Origin of the sequence: Zunongwangia sp. HRR-M8, from assembly GCF_027594405.1 — a bacterium.
In the GTDB taxonomy this organism is placed as follows: domain Bacteria; phylum Bacteroidota; class Bacteroidia; order Flavobacteriales; family Flavobacteriaceae; genus Zunongwangia.
Map to the genome: position 1 here is coordinate 1,577,885 of NZ_CP115161.1, position 17,635 is coordinate 1,595,519.

A 17,635-nucleotide genomic window follows, 5' to 3' on the forward strand; every position below is an offset into this window, starting at 1 on the left:
TCTTAAATTGTAAAGATTTTGATCACAAAAGGCGATTAATAGAAAAGGGCAACTTTTATTAAAGTTGCCCTCGTCATTTAGCAATTATTCAATTTAACTAACAACTAACTATTACTAACTGCTTCTTTATAAGTTGAAAGCGCTCGCTCTCTAGCTTCTTTATGGTCTACCATTTTTTCAGGGTAATCTTCGGTATTATATTCTTCCACCCATTCTTTAATGTATTTTTCATCTTTATCAAATTTTTCAATTTGGGTAGTAGGATTAAAAATCCTGAAATAGGGGACAGCATCAACACCACTACCGGCAACCCATTGCCAATTTCCTACGTTAGAAGACATTTCGTAATCCAATAATTTTTCAGCAAAATAGGCTTCTCCCCATCGCCAATCGATAAGCAAATGTTTGCATAAAAAACTTCCAACCAACATTCTAACCCTATTATGCATAAAACCAGATTTGTTAAGTTGACGCATACCGGCATCAACTAAAGGATATCCTGTTTTACCTGCTTTCCATTTTTCAAATTCATCTTCGTTATTTCTCCAGTTGATTTTATCGTACTTCTTTTTAAAAGCATCGGTAATTGTAGAAGGATTGTGATATAAAACCTGCATAAAAAACTCGCGCCATACCAATTCCTGCAAAAAAGTTTTATTCTTTTCGTTATTAGCTTTCTTCACCATTTTTCTAACGCTTACCGTACCAAATCTAAGATGTGCTCCCAATCGGCTCGTGCCATCCTTAGAAGGTATATTTCTGGTATTTTCATATTGCTGAATAAGCGTTGGTGTAGTGTCAAAATCAGGCACTTTTAAAGATGATTTTTTAAATCCAATATCACTAAGACTTAAATTAGGTAATCTTGTATTTTGAATGAGATTATCTAAAAACTGGCTAGTATAATGAATCTTTAGATCCATCTCTTTGAATTGCTGCATCCAGGTTTTCATATAAGGAGTGTATACCACATAAGGATCCCCGTCACCTTTTACCACTTCATCCTTTTCGAAAATTACCTGATCTTTAAAAGTTTCGAAATCTATGTCATGATCTTCTAATAACTGCTCAATTTCTTCATCACGGTCTTTAGCATATGGCTCGTAATCACGATTGGTAAATACTTTACCGATTTGGTAATCTTTTAGAAGTTGCTTATATATTTCCGATGGTTTCCCATGAAACATTGCAATAGACGAATTGTAATTATCCTGAAGCTCGCTTCGCATTTTCTGTAGCGTATCGAAAATAAAAGTGACTCGCGCATCATCTTCCGGTAAATTATCTAAAATTTCAGAATCAAAAATAAAGATTGGCAAAACAGGATTATCGCTTTTTAAAGCTGCTAAAAATCCAACATTATCATCCAATCGTAAATCTCTTCTAAACCAAAATATATTTACTTTTTCTTTACCCATTACGAAATGTTTAGCGTTGAAAGTCCGCCGTCAACTCCAATTATTTGCCCAGTTATCCAGCTACTGTCATCGCTTAATAAAAATGTAGCTATGCTCGCGATATCATTTGTAGTTCCCACTCTTTTAAGCGGGTGTCTATCGCTCATCTTTTCTTTTTTCTTATCGTTATTTAAGAGTTTTTGGGCTAGAGGGGTATCGGTTAAAGAAGGAGCAATTACGTTTACTCTTAGATTAGGTGCATATTCTGCAGCTAAAGATTTTGCAAAACCTTCAACGGCCCCTTTCGCCGCAGCCACGCTAGTATGGAATGGCATGCCTACTTTTACTGCAACCGTACTAAAGAAAACAAGACTTGCTTTATTAGCTTCTTTCAATTTGGGTATCAATGCATTTAAAACATTAATTAAACCAAAGAAATTGAGTTGCATTTCTTCTTCAAAATCTTTGGTTTTTAACATTTTAAAAGGTTTAAGATTGATGCTCCCGGGACAGTAAACAAGTCCGTCTAACTTCTCAGGTAGATCCAAAGAAGAAATATCATCTTTTAAAACATCAAATTCTAAATGGGTAATCTCTAATTCTTCAGTGTCACCTTTGTTTCTTGAGGCGATAAAAATATGATGATCCTTGTAAAGCTTTTTTGCGATATCAAATCCTATTCCTGTAGAACCTCCTATAAGCAGAATATTCTTTTTCATATTAGTTTAGTATATCTTGTTTTAGCGTCGCATCATTATCTTTATGTGGAGCTTTATATTCACCAAAAAGCTCTACTAATTTTTTTTTACGATATTCGAATATTTCCTGGAGTTTGGGCTTAACCATAAATGGATGCGCCAAGTCACCCAATTTACCCATCGGTAATTTATAATCTACGATATCTTCCATTTCTACACCACCTTCTATTTCTTTAATAAAATGTTTATGATGCCACAATGCGTAAGGACCAAATCGTTGTTCATCCACAAAATACTCACCATCTTTAACATGGGTTATTTCGGTTACCCATTTGGTTTTAATTCCTGCAATAGGTGTAACAACATATTGGATTATCTGTCCTTCGAACATCGGGCGGTCGCCACCAGAAGTGATATCGAATCCCATGTAATCTGGTGTAATTACTTTAAGATTTTTAGGATCAGATAAAAATTCCCAAGCTTTTTGTTTAGAAATAGGTAGTTTTTGAAAGGTATGGATCTGGTGCATTTCGTAGCAATTTTTTTTGTTGGAATAAAACTACGATTAGAAATGTTTAATTAAAAATGATTAAAGTTAAACAAATTGTAAATGATCTGAATTTTAATAAAATTTAAAATTCAGAATCATTAAATTTAAATTGTCTTTATCTTTAGCAAAACTAAAAACTATAAGCATGAAAAAACTACTACAATTATTCATTTTATTTTTAGGAGTGTCGGTTTCTGCACAGATCCAGGCGCCTAAGCCAAGTCCTTCTGCAAAAGTAGAGCAGATGGTAGGTTTAACAACCATAACTTTAGATTATTCGCGTCCTGCAATGCGAGGTAGGACTATCTTTGGAGATCTTGTACCTTACGGAGAAATCTGGAGAACCGGAGCAAATGAAAATACAGTAATCAGTTTCTCTGATGATATAAAAATTCAGGGTAAAACTTTAAAAGCTGGAAAATATTCTATTTATACCATCCCTAATAAAGAGACTTGGGAAGTAATGTTTTATAAAACAACCAATAACTGGGGAAATCCACAAACTTGGGACGATAACATGGTGGCCTTAAAAGCAAAAGCGGATGTTGTAGAGATGCCAGAGGGAATGCAGATGCAAAGTTTTACTATTTTAATTGATGAGCTGACTAATGATGGTGCAAATCTAAATTTCTTGTGGGAAAATACTATTGCTTTTTTAGAATTTTCAGTTCCTACGGAGGAAAAAACCATGGCCAGTATCGATAAAGTGATGAATGGTCCCGGCGCTGCGGACTACTTTGCTGCCGCATCTTATTACCACGATGCAGGAAAGGATTTAAACAAAGCCTGGAATTGGATTACTAAAGCTACTGAAGCGAATCCTAATGCTTACTGGATGCTAAGAAAAAAATCATTAATAGCCGCAGATCTTGGTAAAAAAGACGAAGCCATTGAAGCCGCGAAAAAATCTTTGGCTGCTGCTGAAAAAGCCGGAAACAAAGATTACATTAAAATGAATAAAGACTCTTTGAAAGAATGGGAAGCTAAATAATTGTATTAACAAAATATACAATATGAAGAAGATGTTAGCATAATTTTAAAGGATGGCTAAGTTGAAAAAAATATTTACTGTTTCGTTATTTTATTTTGCACTTTTTTCTGCTTATTGCCAGACAGATGCAATATCTCAAAATCCAATTTCTATTAGCTCTGTTGTCCTAGATACGGTTGAAACAAAATTGAATTCGACAGTAATGCGAATGTTATGGTTAAATGACACGATTACAGTCAGTATTCAAAATGAAAATATAAAAATTGATACTTCTTATTTCGAAAGATACAGGAAAGTATTTAAAGATAGTACGTTATGGAGAACCAAAGAAGATATAGATATTTTTAAATTAGCCGTAAAAAAAGGAGGACAAAATTGTTATACATACGCCCTAGAGAAATATTTTCAGAATAATGAAAATTTTGAGGAAAGTCTATTCGGAATTCGTTCTACTATTGATAGAGCGTCTGCTGAGAAAATTTTAAATAATTATTTCAAAAAAATTAGAGAAATTCCAACAAAGCCTTCTAAAAATTTAAAAAGCACAATCCCTAATGATGTGTTATTGGGATTTGTCAATAAAAATGATTGGATAATTCATTTTGTTTATTTTCAAAATGATATTTTTTACTCAAAAAACGGCGCACACCAACCGATTAAATTTCAATCATTAAAAAAGTTTCTAAAAAAACATTACTGGGATACAACAAAAATTATTTTGTATAAACTTGATGAGGTTAAAATACAAAATGCTTATGTTAATAATGGCTATAAGTAATTGCTTGTTTTCGCCAACTTCAAAATCCCTCTGCGGATTTTGAAGTTGGTATATATTCTTGCAAAATTAAATACTAATCCGCACAACTTTGGATAGTCTAAGCTGATCGAGAGACCAGCTTTTTATTTTTTACAAGGATGATATTATTAATATTTTAAACCTATTTTTTCCCGAACGCTATCTAGCATTTCTATAAGTTCTAAACTTTTTGCAAAAGTCATTTCTGTACTTTCTTTCCTGCCTTCCAAAAGCATTTTTCCTACGTGTTCCGCTTCAAAGTTATATCCGTTAGCAGTTACGCCAAATTCTTTGGTAAACTTTTCGGTAGGTGTGGTAATTACTACTGAACTTGGATTGTGAAATCTGGGTTTTATATAAATTTCAGCTTTTTCTAGCTTTATGGTTGCGGCAACATCGGTTTCTTTATCAACAAAACTATAAAGTTCAGCTTTTACGTTTTCAGGATAAATGAAAGTTGCATGACATCTGGCATCAACACCGGTATCGGCCATTTTAGCTGTTGCTTTTATTTTTTCTGGTTTACCTAAAAAACTTAAGGCAGCAAAAATTGGGTAAATACCAATATCCAATAAACTTCCGCCACCCAAAGATTTATTGTAGATTCTACTTTCAGCATCAAAAGGCGCATCAAAGCCAAAATCAGCTTCCATAGATAGGACTTTACCATACTTTCCAGATTTTATTATTTCCGCAGTGTATTGAAAATGTGGAAGAAAATGCGTCCACATCGCTTCCATCAAAAAGGTGTCTTGTTTTTGTGCAAAATCGATCATTTCTTTTACCTGATTTTTATTCATAGCAAAAGGTTTTTCACACAAGACAGCCTTTTTATGCTTTAGGCAAAGTAACGTATGCTCGTGATGAAATACATGCGGTGTCGCTACATAAACAGCGTCTACTTCAGTATCGTTTAGCATTTCTTCATAGCTTCCGTAGGCTTTATCAGCACCCATTTCTTTAGAAAAGTCTTTAGCTTTATCCAAGGATCTACTGGCTACAGCATAAAGATTGGCATTAGATACATGTGTAAGGCCAAGAGCAAACTTTTTAGCGATTTTACCCGGACCTAAAATAGCCCAGTTAATTTTTTTACTCATCGTTAAGCAGATTTAGGTTTTAAAAATATGGTTTGGATTATCAGCGCTATTGAAATTACTAATAAACACCCTAATACATTTAGCCATAAGTAAGGAAGGATGTCTAAAAAGTAAACGGCGATAACCATTAGTTGAGTAATTATTGCAGAAATAAAAACGGCATTGCTTTTAACGTATTTGATGAAAAAAGCCAATAAAAATATTCCCAGTACATTGCCGTAAAAAATGGAACCAATAATATTTACAAGTTGAATTAAATTATCAAAAAGATTAGCAAAACTAGCAAATAAGATGGCTAAAACACCCCACATGAACGTGAACCATTTTGAAGCTTTTAGATAATGATTTTCGTCTTTCTCTGTCTTGATATTTCTTCGGTAAAGATCTATTGTCGTTGTCGATGCCAGGGCATTAAGCTCTGAGGCTGTAGAGGACATAGCGGCGCATAAAATCACCGCTAATAATAAGCCAATGACTCCACGCGGTAAATTATTTAAGATGAAGTGAATAAAAACATAGTCTTTATCATTACTCTCTGCAGTACTTTTGGCCGCATCGATAAACATTTTCGCTTTTTCACGATTTTCAAATTCCTTTGTAGTTAACGCTGAAAGCTGATCTTTGAATTGCTGATTCTGGGTATCTGAATTTTGATCTAGTTGTTCAGCATAATTTAAAGTAAGTTCTTGCTTTTGCTCTAAGAGTTCTCGGTGGTTAACCATTAAATCTTTATACTGTTCTGCGTAATCTGAATCTAAAACAGCTTCGGTTGCCGCAGGGTTAAAGTTAAGTGGTGTATCATTAAATTGGTAAAAAACAAAAACCATTACTCCAACTAACAAAATAAAAAATTGTAAGGGTACTTTAAGTAGACCGTTAAACACCATTCCAAGCTGACTCTCCCTTACGCTTTTTCCAGAAAGATAGCGCTGTACCTGGCTTTGGTCGGTTCCAAAATACGATAACGATAAAAACGTTCCACCGATAATTCCACTCCAAAATGTATAACGGTTATCAAAATCGAATGAAAAATCTAATACATTCATTTTACCTTCGCTACCGGCAATTTCTAAGGCTTTGGTGAACGTAATATTTTCTGGTAAATAATGTAGAATAATAAAAAAAGTAGCAATCATCCCCGTTAGGATAACGGCCATTTGTTGTTTTTGAGTTACACTAACGGCTTTTGTTCCGCCAGAGACCGTATAAATAATAACCAATATTCCTATTAAGAAGGTAAGTGTTGTAAGATCCCAACCTAACACTGCAGATAAAATTATTGCCGGAGCAAAAATGGTAAGCCCTGCTGCTAAACCTCTTTGGATTAAAAATAATAGTGCGGTTAAGATTCTTGTTTTCTGGTCGAATCTGGATTCTAAATATTCGTATGCAGTATATACTTTTAAGCGATGATAAATCGGGATAAAAACCACGCAAATAATCACGATGGCTATAGGTAATCCAAAATAAATCTGAACAAAGCCCATCCCATCATTAAAAGCCTGCCCTGGTGTAGATAAAAAAGTAATTGCACTAGCTTGAGTGGCCATCACCGATAAACCAATCGTCCACCATTGTGCATCACCCCCGCCTTTTATATAATCTTGTACATTCTTGCTGCCTCGCGATTTGTAAACACCATACCAAACAATAGAACTTATGGTAACTATTAAAATTATCCAGTCAATTAATTGCATGTTAGGCGAAAGATTTCATTATAAAATAAAATACAATAATATAAATTGCATTAACGATAAGCACGGCGGTATATCGCACTTTCCATTCGTATTTTTCTGGCTTTTCTTCCATTATTTTCCTAAAGAAAGCAAGTTAGCAAAAAGGCGATACGATCCAGCAACTCCTGCAGGAAATTGTCGAAAGAAACTTAAACCGGTGTATACATAATAACCTTTACCGTATTTGGCAACTAAAAGGCTACCTTCAGTAGTTTGTTCATTTTTATCGTGCATAGCTAAAACAGTACTATAATTGTCGTCCCAACTGTGTGGAAAATATAAGCCGCGTTCCTGTACCCAGCCGTCAAAATCGTTTTTGGTAATTTTATTGGGGAAGTTTAAAACAGGCGAATCTTGGTTAACAAAATTTACTTCAGCATCTTCTTCGGTTACGCGATCGTAGGATAACTTGAAAGGGAAAGGTCCAATTTGGTTTACAGTTATTCCGCGATCCTTATTGTATTGAGAAATAAGCGTTCCGCCATTTTCAACATACTTTAGTAACTCATCGTTTTTATAGCGAAGTTCTTCAAGAACATTGTAAGCTCTTACTCCGGTAACAACAGCGTCATATTTTGCTAAAGATTCCGCAGTAATTGTTGCAGGGTTAAGAACACTCACCTTATAACCAATTTGGCGTAAACTTTCTGGAACAACATCACCTGCACCGGTGATATATGCAATATTTTCTCCTTTTTTCTGAAGTTTTATTTTGGCTAATTTAAGTTTAGAAGGAATTACTAAAGTTTGCGTAGGGATATGAGGATAGTTAATTGTAATTATATCGTCTTCATAGGTTTTTCCTGAAGTTTCAAACTCAGGATTCACCCAAATCTCACTTTGTTCTGAAGGTGGTGTGATTTTAAAAGTATAAGTGCTACTGCTTCCTTTTTGCGGAAGATTTACCGCTTCAGATTTAGGCGATATTTGCCATCCTGAAGGTAAATTTAAGTTTAAAGTACCATTGATATTATCTTTTTTAGCCGTTACTTTTACCTGGATATTTTTACTTTCCTGATTTGGAAAAAGAACTATATCGTCCAGAAAACTTACGGAAACTGGAGGGATAATTTCAAAATTCTCATAACGTTCTCCCGTTACATTATCATTATATTTATAAACGATATCTTTTACAAACGGAATAGAAGTACCATTTATATCAATTTTAAACGAAACGGTAGAGGTGTGTGGAGTTTCTGGTTTTCCAATTAATTTTTGGTTATCTACACGATACATTCCCACTGTTCCTTTTTTATTTAACCAGTATGGCGAAGTGTAGGGTGCATCCTTTGGAACTTTATATTCGAAAGATTTTTTCCAATCTTCGTTATCATGAAGAACAGCATTAATTTCTTCAACTCGATTTTGTGGATTTAAAACGATCGATTTTAATTCAATTTTGGCATCGCTACGATTTATCGCTTCAATATTAATTTTAATCTGATCGTCTGGCGAAGCAAATTCTGAGTTTGTGATGGCTTCCATGTAAAGACCGGCGCAAGCTTCGATAATTTCTTTAATTTCTTCAGATTTGATCTGTTTCCAATGCTCATCTTCTAAATTCTGAATTAACGTGTAAGCTTCTAAAAGCTGTGGTAAACTCGCAGAAGGATTGGTGAAATCAAAATTTCTCTGAACATTGCTTAAAATTTCTCCGATTTCCGCTCCGCCCTCAACGCGACTCCAAGTAGTATTAATTCCTGAAAAAATATCTTCTCTTGAATTTGGTTGAGATCCTTTTATCAATTCTAAATATTCCATTTGTTTACCACGAGAGCCCGTGCTACCAAAACCTTGGGATTGGTGTTGGCTACGGCTAAGCGAAGCAATTTCTGGATTAGAAAGTCCTTTTAGCGGAAAATAAGCGCCGGTATCAAAAGCTAAATATTTCTCGTCATTTGTAGCCTCTTTAAAAGCTTCTTGGCTGTCGAAAAACCAAGAAGACGTATTGAAGAATAATCGTTCGGGCTGCCAGGTATTCGTATACTTTAATTGTTCAGAATAAATAGAGTTATCTTTAGCAATATCAAATGCCTCTACACTAAGTATAGCAGAAGCAGTATGGTGACCGTGTGTGGTTCCCGGGGTACGATGGTCAAAACGATTAATAATCACATCTGGTTTAAAATTTCTAATAATCCAAACCACATCTGCTAAGACTTTATCCTTATTCCAGGTTTCTAAAGTTTCTTCAGGATTTTTAGAATATCCAAAATCATTAGCGCGACTAAAAAATTGTATTCCACCATCGATACGGCGAGCTGCAAGTAATTCCTGAGTTCTAATTAGGCCTAATCGCTCCCTAATTTCGGGACCTATAAGATTTTGGCCACCATCACCACGAGTTAATGAAAGGTAGGCAGTTCTAGCATGTTTTTTGTTAGAAAAGTAAGAGATAAGCTGTGTATTTTCATCATCGGGATGAGCAGCTAAATATAAAACTGAACCAAGGAAATTCAATTTTTCTATTTTCTCATAAATTTCTGAAGCGCTTAGCTTCTCTGGTGCTTGGGCTGATATTCTTAAATTTAGTAATAGTATAAGAAGTAATAGGAGTCTGCGCATTGTTATGCCTGGTTTAAAACAAAACCAAATATAAAATTTTTACAGGCTTCATTAGACGAAATTGCGGGATTTTAATCTAAAATGTAGTATTTAAGTATCTTAAAGCGCATTTTTGCCTTCATCTAAAAATACATCTTTCTGAATTAGAGAAACCGCTTTTTGAAGAATGAGGTTATTAGGATAGGTAATTAATTCGCCATCGTCGGTTCGTAGATGAAGATGAAATGCTTTTATATCTTCGATTACCGCTTCAATCGGCATGTCTTTATCGTGTATTTTAATTTTATCGCCTATTTTATAGGGGAAGTTAAAAAACATGATGATTCCTGAAGTAATGTTGCTTAAAATAGACCAAATTGCGAATAAAGCAACGCCTAATACCGCAAAGACTGAAGAGAAAACCAAAGCCAGATCCCGAAGATCCATACCCCAAACAAGAGCCATTAAAAAAACGGCCAATATCACTATAAGAATATTGATATAGCGAAACATTAAACGAATTCTTGTGATGTGAATTTCTCCTTTATTCCCTATACGTTGTGCAGTTTTTTTAAGAATAAGATTAATAACCAGCAACAATACGACCATTAAGCCTGTATAAATGAGTTGGGAGGAATAAGCAATTTCAAGAATCTTCATTTTACAATCCTAATTTTTCGCGCAAAGATACATCATTCTTGCTGTTTTTGTTCCAATAGTCAATTTTTAGACGTTTATTTTTTATTGCTTTAGTAGTTAACATTTTTGCATTTCCTCCGCTTCCGGAAGGTGTGATTTCTTCCCATTTTTCAATCTCAAAAGGGAACTCTGCTTTAAAGAAGATTTTTAAAGTGCGATTTAGTTTTGGATATTGTAGTGTATAAATTTCTAACGTATCCTGTTTAGATCTTTTTGCATTCACCTTATAGGATTTTGTTTCTCTATGATCTAACTGCAAATACTCAAAAGAGGGAATCATTTCTAATGTTCCAATAGGTAATTCTTCAGGATTTAAACGAATAAGATTCCAGATTTCATTTTCTAAAAATGTCTTCGGAATATTGAAATGTTTATCTGCCGGGTTTTCGAAATAAGAATTTAATTGAATTTCAAAATTTGTGCGATTGTTAAGCTGAATAAACTGCTGTCCACACCATTCCTGGATCGAGGAAGAAATTTTTGTAGCGTGACCTTCTTTGTGCAAAGGATAAAAGCTACTTTCCATAATCGAGTATGGATAAATGCCTGTGGTAAATTTTTTAGTACTGTTTAATTTTAAAACCGGGAATGTTCTTTCTGAAGCTTCGTTGGCTTTTACCTGCTCTTCGGGTAAAAAATCTTCTTTTACAAAGATTTTTACAGCAGATCCTTCTCGTAGTTCTCCATATCGCGCCTGTGTTAATTTATACGAAGTAACTTCAGCAGTGCCATCAAACCAATATTCTTTAAATTCAGAAGATAATTTGCGTTCTTGTGGTGGCTCAGGAATTTTATTGCAGTTTGTAAATACAACGCATAACAGAAAAATACTTGTATATCTAATTTTAGCGATTTTCAGCATAATTTTCTTTTAAAATTAAAGAAAATTACGCAGATGCCAATTCGGTTAAAATTTTATACACTAAATGCGTAGGTAAGCCCACCACGTTAAAATAGCTTCCTTCGATATGTGTGATGCCAATAAATCCAATCCATTCCTGAATTGCATAACCGCCGGCTTTATCGAAAGGTTTGTAATTGGTAACATAAAAATTTATTTCTTCTTCAGAAAGTTCTTTAAAAGTCACTTTTGTTGAAGAATGTACTATCTTTTGAGTTTTTATGGTCGTAAAACAAACAGAGGTTTCTACACTATGTGTTTTTCCTGAAAGTGATGCGATCATTTGTTTGGCTTCGGCTGTATCTTTAGGTTTGCCCATTGCAATACCTTCATTACTTACAATGGTATCGCTGGTGATTAAAATCTGATTTGCCTTTAAATCATTAAAAGCTTCTGCCTTAAGTTTAGCCAAATAATCGGTAATTTCAGTGCCTTTTAGATCTTGAGGGTAAACCTCGTTCACTGGGCGAACATCAGCTTTAAATGGAATATGTAAATCTTTAAAAAACTGTTTTCTTCTAGGAGAACCTGAGGCTAAAATAATCTCTTTATTTTTTAAAATTTCCTTCAGCATAAATTTAAGATATTAAGTATTCTGGAAAGCCCAAGGACAATAATCCAAAAAATAGCATACATTTTAAAATAAGGCTAAATTTTGCGTAATCTTTCTTTGTTTTAGCTTTTAATACTCCTGCCAGAATAGCAAGTAATGGCGCTATTATAAATACCAAGGCGTAAACAACTGCTTTGGTGTTTTTGTATAAATCTTCGCTTAAAAAAATGATGCTTGAAACAAAAAGAATAAAACAAAATACAAAAACTACCGCATTGGTTCTCTTTTGGCCAATAAGTAAGGGCAGCGTGTTACTTTGTACTTTATAATCTCCATTTATGTCTTGTTGATCTTTAATAATTTCTCGTAAAAAATTTATAAGGATAGCATACAAAGAATAGTACGCCAGGATGTTAAAAATGAATCGCTGATTTACAATATTATTAGTATTTATTGCTGGATATAAATCAAAAACTATCGGTAGTAATACTACAATCCCTACCAGTAAGCTAATCACTAGATTTCCTGCAATTGCAACATGTTTTAAATAGGTTGCATAAAAATAAAGTAGGGCAGAGGTAAATATAAAAATAGCCGAAAAAGACGGTTTTTCAATCACGTTTGCGATATAAAAACCAACACCAACACCAATTACATTTAAAGTAAAAAATAGGTTATAAGCCGATTTTTCGCTTATTTTCTCGTGTATTACTAGCCTTTTAGGTGCATTAATGCGATCGGCCTCATAATCTAAAATATTATTAATCACATACCCAGAAGCTGCAATACATACTACGGCAATAGTGAGTAAAATAAAGTCTAAATTGCTAAGTGTTGTGCTAGCGTCGAATTGCTGAAAAAAGCCAAAGCGTATTAATAACAGACACAAGGCTATAAAAAGCAAATTACCACATCTAATAAGTTTTAAATATGGCATCAATAAAAATCTTTGTCCAAAATCAGTTTTTTTCTATCCATTTTCCCTGTACTTTCATTACTTGTTCGATAACATCACGAACACAACCTTTACCACCTTTTTTGTGAGAAATGTATTTAGAAACCTCTTTAACTTCTGGTACCGCATCTTGTGGGCACGTTGGTAAACCTATCAATTTCATGGGGTACATATCGGGTATATCGTCGCCCATGTAAAGAACATTTTCAGGTTTTATATTATAAATATCAAAAAACTCATCTAATTGTTCAACTTTATCGGTAATTCCCAGATAAATATCGGTAATTCCTAAATCTCTAAGACGTATACGAACACCTTCATTTTTTCCACCAGAAATGATGCAAACTGTGTATCCAGATTTGATCGCCTGTTTTAACGCATAACCATCTTTAATATTCATGCTTCTTAACAACTGGCCATCTGTAGTAACGTGAACTGAAGCATCTGTAAGCACGCCGTCAACATCAAATACGAAAGTATCTATATCGTTTAAATATTCTTTATAATTTTTGTCCATAGGTTTTTATTATCGCTTCAGATATGGTTTTGTATAATTTTTTATGATCTTCATCTAAATATTGCAAATGTGTTTGCATAGTTTTTTCGTCATTCCGAATTGCAGGTCCTGTTTGTGCTACTTTTGGAGAAACTGTTTTTATTTTCTGAAAAGTTTCCTGAATAAGTGGTTGTAAAATTTCAAAAGGAATATGGTGTTCTTCGCAAATTTCTGCCGCAGTAGTAAACATAAAATTACTGAAGTTATTAGCAAAAACTGCTGCTAAATGTAAAATCTTACGTTGTTCTGAAGAAATTTCATAAACCGAATTTGAAACACTTAAAGCTAGACTTTTTAATTTTTCTAAATTTTCTGAAGAATTTGCTTCAATATTAATGGGGATTTCAGCAAAATTAACAGCCTTATCCTTTGAAAAACTTTGCAGCGGATAAAAGACTCCATAATTATTAAGATTCTCTAAAACATTCATACTTACCGCGCCAGAAGTGTGCAAAACAATCCCTCTTTTTTCTTTTAATTGCGAAGCAACTTCAGCAATAGCATCATCTTTAATAGAAATGATGTAAAAATCTGCCTCATCTAATTTATTAATTATAGTTGTAGTAGCAACTTCAGATTTAAAATTAGCCAATTTTTCTTCATGATGATTAAAAACCTGAATGACCTTTATGTTTTTGGTGGCTTCAAAAACCCTAAATAGGTGATAAGCAAGATTTCCTGCGCCTAGAAGTACAACTTTAATCATGCCGCTAAATTATTAAAAAAACTACGCTAACAAAATTAACATTTGTATGCCGAGATTGATCTAATTTAAGACTTATTAACTAATTCAAAATCCCTAAATTTGCAGCCATTTCAAAAGAGTATATTTTCATGCAGAAAAAAATCGCATCTGTCCTATTTTCTACACGTATCATGGCAGTACTGTTCGTCGTTTTTGCCATCTCCATGGCATTGGGAACATTTATTGAAAACTGGTACAGTATAGAGACTGCACGGTTAATGATTTATAATACCTGGTGGTTTGAAGCTATAATGGTATTTTTTCTTATCAATTTCTTCGGAAATATAAAACGTTACAATCTCCATAAACGCGAAAAATGGTCGTCGCTATTAATTCACCTTTCTTTTATATTAATTTTAATTGGTGCTTTTGTAACACGTTATATTAGTTATGAAGGAATAATGCCCATTCGCGAAGGAGAAACCACTAATAAATTTCTTTCAGAAAAGACCTTTTTCACCTTTTTTATTGACGGAGAGATTGATGGTGAACCAAGACGAAGAGTACTACAGGAACCAGTTCTTTTTGGTCCAGAATACGATAATAATTATGTGCTTAATACAGATTATAACGGCCAGCCGGTAAAATTTGAGCTTACTAATTTTATTCATGGAGCAGAAGAGAAGTTGGTTGAAAATCCTAACGGTGATAATTATTTAAAAATAGTTGAAGCCGGTGGCGGATCTCGACACGATCATTACTTAAAAGAAGGAGAAGTAAGCAGTATTCATAATGTTTTATTTTCCTTAAATAAGGAGACAGAAGGTGCGATTAATATTAGCTTAAATGAGAATGGTGAATATTTTATAAAATCTCCCTTTGAGGCAGATTATATGCGAATGGCCGATCAAAAACGAGGCAATTTGGTAGCAGACTCTATTCAGCCATTAATGCTTAGATCTCTTTACACTATGGGAAATATGCAATTTGTAATTCCAGATCCAGTGGTTAGAGGTAATTATGATATTGTAGCAACCCAGCAAAAAAATAAAGAACAGCCAGATGCAGTAAGTCTTAATATTTCCAGTAATGGTGAAACCAAAAAGGTAACGCTAATGGGAGCTAAAGGTATGGCTAACGAACCAGAAAAAATCTCGGTAGGCGGACTGGATATTTTTCTTAATTATGGATCTAAAGAAATGGAGCTTCCTTTCTCTTTAAAATTAGAGGACTTTATTGCGAATAAATATCCCGGAACAGAGAACAGCTATTCTTCATTTAAAAGTAAAATTGAAATTATCGAAGATGGAGAAAAGCCTAGACCTTACGAGATTTATATGAATCACGTTTTAGATATACAAGGTTATAGATTTTTCCAATCTGGTTTTGATCCCGATGAACAAGGAACCATACTTTCTGTAAACCACGATTTTTGGGGTACCTGGATTACTTATATAGGATACTTTTTATTGTATTTTGGATTAATGTGGATTCTTTTTGATAAAGGTTCCCGTTTTGGAAATTTAAAAGTAATGCTGGATAAAGTGAAAACTAAGCAGAAAAAACTGACTTTAATTTTAGCGATTTTTGGAACTACTTTTGGAGGTTTTGCTCAGGAAATGGATGATCATTTGCATGTAGAAACTACAGCGCAGCAATTAGATTCTGTGATCATGGCAAACGCGGTTAAAAAAGAGCACGCAGCGAAGTTTGGCCGATTGATTATCCAAGATGCAGGTGGTCGTATGAAGCCTGCCAATACTTTTTCTTCAGAGTTATTGAGAAAGCTTAGTAAAAAAGATGATTATAAAGGACTCAATTCAGATCAGGTTTTTCTTTCCATGAGCGAAAGTCCTTTTTTATGGTACGATATTCCATTAATTTACATAAAAAAGCATAACGATAGTATTCGTCATATTGCCGGTGTACCGGAAGATAAAGAATATCTGAGTCTGTTAGACTTTATGGATAATGAAGGGAATTATAAGCTATCTCCTTTTTTAGGGGAAGCCTATCGTGCTGCAGTTCCCAATCAATTTCAAAAAGATTTTATTGAAGCAGATAAGCGTGTTAATTTACTTTGGCAAACTTTAGACGGAAATATTCTTAGATTATTTCCGATTCCTGGCGACGAGAACAATAAATGGGTGTCCCATAAAGAAGCTCAGGATGCTAATTTAAAAGGAATGGATTCGGTTTATACTCAGCAAATCATTCCTTTATACATGAATGCGTTAAAAATGTCCAGACAAACTGGAGATTATAGCGAAGCTGAAAAGTATCTGGAAAGTATTAAAAATTATCAGCAAAAATATGGTGAAGAAGTAATGCCTTCACAAAAGAAAGTTGAAGCTGAAATTTTATATAATAAATACGATATTTTTAGGAATTTGTTCTGGATGTATATGCTGGCAGGTTCTGTAATGCTAATTTTTGTAATTGTTCAGATTTTTAAAAATCAAAAAGCTATTAAATTAATAATCAATGTTTGTACGGTAGCGATAATTATATTGTTTGTATTGCACACTGCGGGATTAGGCTTTAGATGGTATATTTCTGGACATGCACCTTGGAGTGATGCCTACGAATCGATGATTTATGTAGGTTGGGCTACGATGTTCTTTGGTTTGGCTTTTGGTAGAAAAAGTAATTTAACTATTGCCTCTACCGCTTTTGTGGCTTCTATGATTTTGATGGTTGCTCACTGGAACTGGATGGATCCCGCTATTGCGAATCTGGTACCGGTATTGGATTCTTATTGGTTAATGATCCATGTATCTGTGATTGTAGGTAGTTACGGTCCATTTACTTTAGGAATGGTTTTAGGCGTAGTATCATTACTATTAATGATTATGACTACCGAGAATAATAAAAAGAAAATCGAATTAAGTATTCGGGAAATAACGATAATTACTGAAATGGCGCTTACTGTAGGTTTAGTAATGCTAACCATTGGAAACTTTTTAGGAGGACAATGGGCTAATGAAAGTTGGGGGCGTTACTGGGGATGGGATCCCAAAGAAACCTGGGCTTTAATAAGCATTATGGTATATGCATTTGTAATCCATATGCGTTTGGTACCTGGATTAAGAGGTAGATGGACATTTAATTTTATGACTGTTGTAGCGTATTCATCAATAATGATGACTTATTTTGGTGTAAATTTCTATTTAACAGGGCTTCATTCTTATGCTAGTGGTGATAAAGTGATTACACCTACATTTGTGTATTATGCTTTAATTGTTATTGCTATTTTAGGTGGAGTTTCCTATTGGAGATATAGTATCCATTATAAGAAAAAAGCTAAGAAAGAAATTAAGGAGCAAAAGGAGGAAAGGATATAGTAGTATATCCTTATTTGATAAGTTGTTTTTTTTTCAATTTAATAAGGAATATTTAGTTTTACTTATTGACTAATATTTTCTGAATATATTTAGAATGGATAAATAAAAAAGGCTGTCTCAATTAGAGATA

Annotated in this window: 15 protein-coding genes; 3 read left to right on the top strand and 12 right to left on the bottom strand. The window is 33.8% G+C overall.

Annotated features, from left to right (window positions below; genetic code table 11):
* Window positions 1–104: 104 nt before the first annotated feature.
* Genes PBT89_RS06690 through PBT89_RS06700 form a run of 3 tightly spaced genes read right to left on the bottom strand, consistent with a single transcriptional unit; the run spans window position 105 to window position 2,624 of the window.
* On the bottom strand, window positions 105–1,418 hold the full coding sequence (locus tag PBT89_RS06690; protein ID WP_270063962.1) for a cryptochrome/photolyase family protein: 1,314 nt from the start codon (window positions 1,416–1,418) through the stop codon (window positions 105–107).
* Window positions 1,418–2,116, bottom strand: coding sequence for an SDR family NAD(P)-dependent oxidoreductase (locus PBT89_RS06695; RefSeq protein ID WP_270063963.1), 699 nt, complete (start codon window positions 2,114–2,116; stop codon window positions 1,418–1,420). Before PBT89_RS06695 ends, PBT89_RS06690 begins: the two co-directional genes overlap by 1 nt.
* A gap of 1 nt (window position 2,117) precedes the next feature.
* Window positions 2,118–2,624, bottom strand: coding sequence for an SRPBCC family protein (locus tag PBT89_RS06700; RefSeq protein ID WP_270058492.1), 507 nt, complete (start codon window positions 2,622–2,624; stop codon window positions 2,118–2,120).
* 166 nt (window positions 2,625–2,790) lie between these two features.
* Between PBT89_RS06700 and PBT89_RS06705 the strand changes: the two genes are divergently transcribed.
* Together PBT89_RS06705 and PBT89_RS06710 are read left to right on the top strand one after the other, a co-directional pair.
* Window positions 2,791–3,636 carry a DUF2911 domain-containing protein gene (locus PBT89_RS06705; protein WP_270063964.1) on the top strand — a complete coding sequence of 282 codons (846 nt, stop codon included), beginning with the start codon at window positions 2,791–2,793 and terminating at the stop codon, window positions 3,634–3,636.
* 52 nt (window positions 3,637–3,688) lie between these two features.
* The gene (locus tag PBT89_RS06710) at window positions 3,689–4,414 is read left to right on the top strand and encodes a hypothetical protein (protein WP_270063965.1); all 726 of its coding nucleotides are present in this window, start codon (window positions 3,689–3,691) and stop codon (window positions 4,412–4,414) included.
* 146 nt (window positions 4,415–4,560) lie between these two features.
* On the opposite strand, the gene PBT89_RS06715 is transcribed toward PBT89_RS06710, so the two are convergent.
* The 9 genes from PBT89_RS06715 to PBT89_RS06755 form a co-directional block, all read right to left on the bottom strand.
* Window positions 4,561–5,532: a Gfo/Idh/MocA family protein gene (locus tag PBT89_RS06715; protein WP_270063966.1), complete on the bottom strand. Its 972-nt coding sequence runs from the start codon at window positions 5,530–5,532 to the stop codon at window positions 4,561–4,563.
* Between the two features lie 2 nt (window positions 5,533–5,534).
* On the bottom strand, window positions 5,535–7,229 hold the full coding sequence (locus PBT89_RS06720) for a sodium:solute symporter (RefSeq protein ID WP_270063967.1): 1,695 nt from the start codon (window positions 7,227–7,229) through the stop codon (window positions 5,535–5,537).
* A 111-nt stretch (window positions 7,230–7,340) separates the two neighbouring features.
* Window positions 7,341–9,833, bottom strand: coding sequence for a PIG-L family deacetylase (locus PBT89_RS06725; RefSeq protein WP_270063968.1), 2,493 nt, complete (start codon window positions 9,831–9,833; stop codon window positions 7,341–7,343).
* A gap of 99 nt (window positions 9,834–9,932) precedes the next feature.
* On the bottom strand, window positions 9,933–10,472 hold the full coding sequence (locus PBT89_RS06730; protein ID WP_270058487.1) for a mechanosensitive ion channel domain-containing protein: 540 nt from the start codon (window positions 10,470–10,472) through the stop codon (window positions 9,933–9,935).
* Window position 10,473: 1 nt separating this feature from the next.
* Entirely contained in the window at window positions 10,474–11,373 is a 900-nt protein-coding gene (locus PBT89_RS06735; RefSeq protein ID WP_270063969.1) for a septum formation inhibitor Maf, read from the bottom strand.
* A gap of 25 nt (window positions 11,374–11,398) precedes the next feature.
* A complete protein-coding gene (locus tag PBT89_RS06740) occupies window positions 11,399–11,986 on the bottom strand; it encodes a Maf-like protein (RefSeq protein WP_270063970.1) in 588 nt (195 codons plus the stop codon).
* A 4-nt stretch (window positions 11,987–11,990) separates the two neighbouring features.
* Window positions 11,991–12,902 carry a geranylgeranylglycerol-phosphate geranylgeranyltransferase gene (locus tag PBT89_RS06745; RefSeq protein WP_270063971.1) on the bottom strand — a complete coding sequence of 304 codons (912 nt, stop codon included), beginning with the start codon at window positions 12,900–12,902 and terminating at the stop codon, window positions 11,991–11,993.
* A 22-nt stretch (window positions 12,903–12,924) separates the two neighbouring features.
* Window positions 12,925–13,437: a KdsC family phosphatase gene (locus PBT89_RS06750; RefSeq protein WP_270063972.1), complete on the bottom strand. Its 513-nt coding sequence runs from the start codon at window positions 13,435–13,437 to the stop codon at window positions 12,925–12,927.
* Complete coding sequence (locus tag PBT89_RS06755; protein ID WP_270063973.1) at window positions 13,421–14,182, bottom strand: Rossmann-like and DUF2520 domain-containing protein; 762 nt, start codon at window positions 14,180–14,182, stop codon at window positions 13,421–13,423. Before PBT89_RS06755 ends, PBT89_RS06750 begins: the two co-directional genes overlap by 17 nt.
* Window positions 14,183–14,310: 128 nt before the next feature.
* On the opposite strand from PBT89_RS06755, the gene ccsA reads away from it, so the two are divergent.
* Entirely contained in the window at window positions 14,311–17,505 is a 3,195-nt protein-coding gene (ccsA, locus tag PBT89_RS06760; protein ID WP_270063974.1) for a cytochrome c biogenesis protein, read from the top strand.
* The last annotated feature ends 130 nt before the right edge of the window (window positions 17,506–17,635 follow it).